The organism is Streptomyces sp. SAS_272 (assembly GCF_052543235.1).
Window position 1 is genome coordinate 1 of sequence record NZ_JBMNDR010000175.1, and the last position, 5,363, is coordinate 5,363.

The 5,363-nt window shown below is 66.5% G+C and carries 5 protein-coding genes and 1 pseudogene; 1 reads left to right on the plus strand and 5 read right to left on the minus strand.

Annotated features, from left to right (window positions below; genetic code table 11):
- Positions 1-48: 48 nt before the first annotated feature.
- The 3 genes and pseudogenes from ACN6LD_RS41735 to ACN6LD_RS41745 form a co-directional block, all read right to left on the minus strand.
- Positions 49-351, minus strand: a complete 303-nt coding sequence (locus ACN6LD_RS41735) for a hypothetical protein (RefSeq protein ID WP_229826027.1) — start codon at positions 349-351, stop codon at positions 49-51.
- An 869-nt stretch (positions 352-1,220) separates the two neighbouring features.
- On the minus strand, positions 1,221-2,405 hold the full coding sequence (locus tag ACN6LD_RS41740; protein ID WP_256904764.1) for an IS701 family transposase: 1,185 nt from the start codon (positions 2,403-2,405) through the stop codon (positions 1,221-1,223).
- A 76-nt stretch (positions 2,406-2,481) separates the two neighbouring features.
- A pseudogene (locus ACN6LD_RS41745) lies at positions 2,482-3,476 on the minus strand (IS5 family transposase).
- Positions 3,477-3,778: 302 nt separating this feature from the next.
- Between ACN6LD_RS41745 and ACN6LD_RS41750 the strand changes: the two are divergent.
- Positions 3,779-4,114 (plus strand): LppU/SCO3897 family protein, encoded by a 336-nt coding sequence (locus ACN6LD_RS41750; RefSeq protein ID WP_445038021.1) that lies wholly within the window; start codon positions 3,779-3,781, stop codon positions 4,112-4,114.
- Positions 4,115-4,339: 225 nt separating this feature from the next.
- Here the strand turns inward: ACN6LD_RS41750 and ACN6LD_RS41755 are convergent, their stop codons facing one another.
- Both ACN6LD_RS41755 and ACN6LD_RS41760 read right to left on the minus strand, forming a co-directional pair.
- On the minus strand, positions 4,340-4,990 hold the full coding sequence (locus tag ACN6LD_RS41755) for a hypothetical protein (protein ID WP_159083324.1): 651 nt from the start codon (positions 4,988-4,990) through the stop codon (positions 4,340-4,342).
- Between the two features lie 93 nt (positions 4,991-5,083).
- Positions 5,084-5,287 (minus strand): hypothetical protein, encoded by a 204-nt coding sequence (locus ACN6LD_RS41760; protein ID WP_445045893.1) that lies wholly within the window; start codon positions 5,285-5,287, stop codon positions 5,084-5,086.
- Positions 5,288-5,363 lie beyond the last annotated feature (76 nt).

Genomic DNA, 5,363 nt, shown 5'->3' on the forward strand with positions numbered 1-5,363 from the left:
GGGGCAGGTCAACGACCTGCCCCCCCCCGGGCTTGGTGAGATTGGTACCTAGTGCTGGGCCTTCTTGCGGTGGACGCGGATGCTGGCGGGGGCACCAAGGTAGTTGCAGTCCGCCCCGGGACACCGCTCCCAGTTGCCGTTCTCGACAGCCGCCTCGCGGACGCCGTTGTCGGGCCCGAACCCGTGGTGTGCGATGAGTCGGGCGACGGAGTTGTCGTATCGGGCCGCCAGGAGGGCCGCCTCTGCGATCTTGTCGTGTCCCTGGGAGAAGAAGGAGCCGAGGCCGACCTCGTTCCCGCATCCGCACCAACAAGTACCCGTCGGCATCAGCCGCGTTTCGCTCTTCGTCATGGCTTCAAGGTACTCCTTCTAGGAGGTGCGTCAAGGATGTAGTCCTAGAAAGGTCTCCTAGGGGATCGCGACTGCCGCAGTAAATGCCGGATTTACTGCGGCAGGACCTCTACCGTGATCACCGCGACCTGCGGCGGGTGATTCCGGCCGTCGGGGTGAGGTGTACGCATTTACTGCGGCAGAGCAGGGAAGCGGGGCGCGCTCCGGCTGCCGCGCGCCCGGGTGGTGCCCCTGTCCGCCCCGCCCTCGTCGTACACCGCGGCGGTCGAGCGGTACCTCACCGGCGCGGGCATCGCCAAGTCCTCCGCGCGGATCTATCGGATCTCGCTGACGACCTGGGGGTGGATGCTCGCCGGCGAACCGGCGCCCACCGGACCCGCCCGCCGGGGTATGTGGGGCGTTCCACCCGGTCGCCGTGCGCCGCGAGAGATAGGTCCGCATGGCGTGCTGCGCGACCTCCGCGAACTCTGTCCTCATCCACTGGGGCAACACATGCTCGGCGGACATTGGGCCGCAGGCCCCACAGAATACGCACGTTGCAGGCATTCCAGGGAGGTTAGGGGCAACACCGCGACCAGCGACCAGGATTGGGACCGCGTGGCTCCTTGAACGGACCGCGCGCGCCTCTGTGCTGCTGCCGGGCCGTGCGTGGCCCGGCAGCGGGGCGAGGGGCCGGCTCGTCGCCCCGTTCGGCAGCTGCCTCCTAGTACTGCAACGGTGGTTGTTCTGAGTGCTGGGCAGTTTTCAGGGACTGTGTCCGCGTCGTTTGTAGTGGCTGATGCGGGCTTGGTGTTGGCGTCGTCGTCGCCAGTGTGACCAGTGCAGAACGTCATCGACCGGGGTGGGGCGGCGGTTGGTGAGGCGAGTGATCAGGCGTCGGATCTCGGCGAGGCTGAGGTGGATGAGCTGGGAGGATCCGTTTCTGCTTTGTCCGTGTCCAGCTGGCGGGCCCGCAGGACGGTCAGACACGCGTGGGCGGCCATGGCGAGGGTCATGTGGCGGTGCCAGCCGGGGTAGCGGCGGACCTGGTAGTCGTCCAGGCCGCATTCCTGCTTCGCGGTCTGGAAGCATTCTTCGACTGCCCATCGGCTGCCCGCGATGCGGATCAGTTCGTCCAGCGTGGTGTCGGCGGGGCAGTAGGCGATGTAGTAAGAGATCTCCTCTGGCCTGCTGACGCTGCGGCGGGCGAGGACCCAGTGCCGGCGGTCCTCGCGGTGCCAGGGCCTCACTTCGACGCGAGCCCAGTCGTAGATCCGCCGGCCGTGGGCGCCCTCGCCGCAGGAACGGCGTTTCCACTTCTGCCGTGGCAGGCCGGGGAACAGGTCGTGGACGGGGTGGTCTATGGACCAGCGGGTGACGACCGTGTCGTGCCGGGTGGTGGCCATGACGTGGAAGACGTCGGCCTGCTCCAGCTCGAACCGCCAGCCCTTGCTGTAGCCGTAGGCGGCGTCCGCCGTCACCCAGCCGAACGGGACCTCCTCGGCGATGGCCCGGCGGACCATCGCCTTGGCCATGGCCACCTTCGTCTCGAAGGCAACGTCATCGTCGATGCCGGCCCGCCGGCACCGCTCGCGGTCATCGGTCCAAGAAGTAGGCAGATACAGCCGCCGGTCGATCAGCGTCCGTCCCCGCGGTGCTGCGTAGGCGAGGAACACACCGATCTGGCAGTTCTCGGTGCGACCCGCGGTGCCGGAGTACTGCCGCTGTACCCCGGCCGAGCGGATGCCCTTCTTCAGGAAGCCGGTGTCATCGACGATCAGGACCGCGTCCCGGTCTCCGATGTGCTCGACGACGTAGTCGCGCACGTCGTCCAGGACCTCATCCGCGTCCCACTCGATCCGGTTCAGCAACCGGTGGATGCGATCGGGACCCGCATGCCCGGCCTCCTCCGCCAGCGTCCAGCCGTTCTTCCGCTCCAGCGGCGCGACCAGACCCCGCATGTAAGCCAGCGCCGACTGACGCGGCTCCTCCCGGTTGAACCGGTGCACGAACCGCTCATGCAATGCGTCCAGTTCACCCGCCCACAACCTGACTCCAGCAAGGTCCCCACCCATACCCGCACCAACGACGGAACTGGCCAGCAGTCACCGAAAGGACCGTTGCAGTACTAGGGCCTGTTTCAGGTTCGGATCATGTTGGACGGAGGCTACGGATCCAGATCACGGCACCGCGTAAGTGGAGTCCGGCGAGGTAGCTGGTGGCGGTCTTGTCGTAGCGGGTGGCCAGGCCCCGCCACTCCTTGATCTTGTTGATGCAGCGTTCGACGGTGTTGCGGTCCTTGTACAGGTCCGGATCGTGACCGACCGGGCGGCCGCCACGCGAGCCCTTCTTCTTGCGGTTGGCGGCCTGGTCGGTCTTCTCCGGGATGACGCCGCGGATGCGGCGTCGCCGCAGGTAGGCGCGGTTGGCGCGGGAGGAGTACGCCTTGTCCGCCGCGACGGCGCCGGGCCGGGTGCGCGGGCGGCCGACCGGGCCACGCACTCTGATGCCCTCCAGCACCGGGACGAAGCGGGGGCTGTCGGCGGCCTGTCCCGGCGTGACGATGAACGACAGTGGCCGGCACCGGCGTTCGGCCGCGAGGTGGGTCTTGGTGGTCAGCCCGCCCCGGGAACGGCCCAGTTCAGCCGCGCGGAGCCGGGCTCTGCGCCGCCGCCGCAAACGCCGCCGCTCCTCACGCGCCACGTCATCACCGTCCCCGTGTGGCGGCACTATTGACGCGCTTTGCCCCTTTCGAGAAGCCCCTTTTCCTCAGTGACAGCCTTCTCCAGCTCCTCCAGCAGTTCGGGGTCGACGGCCATTCCTGCCGCGTGATGATGAGCGCGCGCGACCGTGGAATCCACGCTGACCAGGTCGAGATCGACCTGTCCACGGGCCGCCGCCTCGGCGATCATCCCCTCCATCAGCGCCCGGAAGGTCCCGGCCACCGCCCAACGCTGGAACGCGCCGTAAACGGTCGACCAGGAGCCGTACTCCTCAGGCACGTCCCGCCAAGGACACCCAGCCCTGAACCGCCACATCACGGCATTGAACAACCGCCGCAGGTCAGGGACCGGGCCACGCTCGCCCACCGGCAAGAACAGCTCGACCAACTCCCACTCGGCATCAGAGAGATCACCACGCGCCACCCTCGACAACTACCAGGCCCAGCCGCCCGGCACCGGCGAATCCCCAAACCAATGATCCGAACCTGGAACACGCCCTAGTCGTCCTCACGGCCGGGCCCCGCGCGAGGGGTAAGCCCATGAGCCAGGCTCAGGGAGCAAGCAACTCCACCAGTGGGTTCCGAGGTCCAGACGTGGCGAGATCTCGTGGTGCAGAATCCGTCGTTATGGATTCACCATCTTCCGACATACCTTCCCGAAGACGACGGCTCAGACGGCTGCTGCGCCTCGCATGGCACGGGGGCAAACTCTTCATAGCAGGTTCCGTGCTCCTCCTGCTGGCGGCCGGCTTTGTCTACGGAGCGTTCTTCGCGGACACCGACGAGAGCAACAACCCCATGGAGCAGCCGGTGCCAGAGGCGGGTGACTGCATCGCCGCCGACCGGTACTTTCCGATCACCGTTTCCTGCGACGATCCCGATGCGACCGTCCAGGTTGTCCAGGTCATCGACGGGGACAACGCCTCTCAGTGTGCGCTCGTCCCCGAAGCCACCGAAGTCCTCCAGCACGAGTCCGTCCTGAAGGTGGGGGGTGCCGACGGTATCGATGTAGGTGATGCCGAGATCCGGACACTCTGTGTGAAGGAGCTCACAGGCAACTGAGAAGCGGGCCAGCCCGGTGTCCGGGCAGACGTCGCGCGGGCTGAGGACCTGAGGACACAAACACTGTGTTCACGCAGAGCAACGACGTGTCTATGACTGGTCCGGCGCTGACCCGAGCTACTGACTACTGCGAATCGCATGGCCTCGACCCGCGATGTTCGCTGGCAAAAGGGCGGAGAGGGCGCTTCCGGCTACGAGAATGGGAAGCGCCACGAAACCCTCGGCTCAACTGGTGGCATGCTCCTCTGCGTTTGGGTCGCCGGCATCCCGCATGAGCTGGTACATGCGCTTCTTGAACTCGCTGCTCAGCGGTTCGCTGTCGACGTCCACGCCGTCGTCTGGGGTGAAGTCCCAGTTGAAACCGATGCTGCCGCGTCGTCCGGTGCTCTGGGTCACCGTGACACCACGGCCATCCTGCAACAGTTCGATGCGGTGCGTGGCCACGGTCCTGTCCGGCACGCGTGTCAAGAGTTCGGGGCCGACCTCGGAACGGCCGTTGCGTTGGTACGGCATGAACGCGAAGGAGTTGCTGTCCCACAGGTGGACCACGATGAGCTTGGCCATCGGCCCCAGCAGCGCGTACTGGAGGCCGGCCGCCATGTCGTCCGGCGACGGCGGCGGTGTGTAGCTCACTCTTGCGATGTCATCGAACAGCAGGCGGTTCATTGTGCGCGTATCTCCGTTGCGCACGAGGTACAGCGCCCGGTCAGAGACTACGACGTCGACGCGTACACCGCGGTTGCGGAACAGTTCACCAAGGTCGCCGCCGGTACGACAGATGTCGAAGGCGACGAGTTGTTCGTCTTGTTCCATGCGCGGCGCGAGTCCTCGCGCCGCGCGGGCCAGAGCCCGGCGAGTCAGGAATTCCTTGAACACTGGGTGAATGTAGGCCCTTTCCGCTCACTTCCAACAGGGCTGTGCAGCACGGCCCCGGCGTAGTTGTGTGATGTCCGGTTCCGTGCCGGTTGGTCAGATGCCGTAGACGGCGAAGGCGTCCTTGTGGTGGAGGAGGTCGCGGCGGGCGCGGGCGATGTTGGCGCGTCCGGCGAGGCGGATGGTGCTGATCGCCAGGTTGCGGAAGCCGGCCAGGGCTCGGGGTGCTGTACCGGTCCTGACCTGGGAGTTGTCTTCTCGGAAGGTGACGTCTCGCACCCAGTGGATCTTGTTCTCCACGGTCCAGTGGAACCTCTAGAGACCTGAAAGATCATCAGAAGTCGCGCTCGTTTGCCACCTCACCCCGAACGGGCAA